1 protein-coding gene is annotated in these 1,273 nt (G+C 72.3%); it reads left to right on the forward strand.

Annotated features, from left to right (window positions below; translation table 11 throughout):
• Nucleotides 1-1,273: O-linked N-acetylglucosamine transferase family protein (locus N825_RS37470; protein WP_051514262.1), on the forward strand; the 1,273-nt coding region annotated here is incomplete at both ends.

The raw sequence follows: 1,273 nt of genomic DNA on the forward strand, positions 1-1,273 counted from the left end.
CTGAGCGGGGACGCGGGGCTGGAGGTGAAGATGGCGCTGGCGTTGCCGATCATCCCGGAGTCGCTGGAGCACATCACGGAGACGCGGGAGCGGATGCTGGACGCGGTGACCCGGCTGACCGGGCGCGGCGTCCGGCTCGACGACCCGCTCGCCCAGGTCGGCCAGACCTGCTTCTACCTGGCGTACCACGCCGCCTGCGACCGCGAACTCCAGCGCGCCGTGGCCCGCCTGTACGAGACCGCCTGCCCCGGCCTGCTCCAGGACCGCGCCGATCCCCCCGCCCGGCCGGATGGACGCCGCCGCGTCGGCCTCGTCTCCCAGTACTGGCACCAGCACACCATCGCCAAGCTCAACCAGGGGCTGGTCCGAGGCCTAGACCGAAGGCGCCTCCACGTCACCCTGTTCACGACACCCCACGCCGGCGACGCCATGCGCGCCGCCCTGGCCGCCGCCGCCGACCGCGTCGTCGAGCTGCCCCTCGACCTCGCCGCCGCCCGAGACCGCGTCGCCGCCGAGCGCCTCGACGTCCTGTACTATCCCGACATCGGCATGTCGGCCCTGACCTACTTCCTCGCCTTCGCCAGGCTGGCACCCCTGCAATGCGTCGGCTGGGGCCATCCCGACACCACCGGCATCGCCAACCTCGACCGCTTCCTCAGCTGCGACGCCATGGAACCCGACGACGCCGGCGACCACTACACCGAGACCCTGGTCCGCCTGCCCGGACCGACCATCCACTACGCCAGACCGGCCCTGCCCGCCCGCCTCAAGCCGCGCTCCGCCTTCGGACTGCCCGACGACGCCCACGTCCACGTCTGCCCGCAGAGCCTGTTCAAGATCCACCCCGACTTCGACCGCGTCCTGGTCGAGCTGCTGCGCCGCGACCCCAAGGCCCTGGTGGCATTGCTGTCCGGCCGCGACCGCAACCTCGACGAGTTGCTGCGCCGGCGGATCGCCCGCGCCGGGCCCGACGTGGTGTCCCGCCTCCGCTTCCTGCGCCAGATGCCGCTGCCCGACTTCCTCAGCCTGGTCGCCGTCAGCGACGTCATGCTCGACCCGCTGCACTACAGCGGCGGCAACACCAGCCTGGAGGCCCTGGCGCTCGGCACCCCCATCGTCACCTGGCCGGGACGCTTCATGCGCGGGCGCCACACCCACGGCTTCCACCGCCTGATGGAACTCGACGACTGCGTCGCCCGCGACCACGACCACTACGTCGACATCGCCCACGCTCTCGCCAACGATCCGGCCCGAAGGGCCCACGTCTCCCGCA

Origin of the sequence: Skermanella stibiiresistens SB22 (assembly GCF_000576635.1) — a bacterium.
GTDB classification, from domain to species: Bacteria; Pseudomonadota; Alphaproteobacteria; order Azospirillales; family Azospirillaceae; genus Skermanella; species Skermanella stibiiresistens.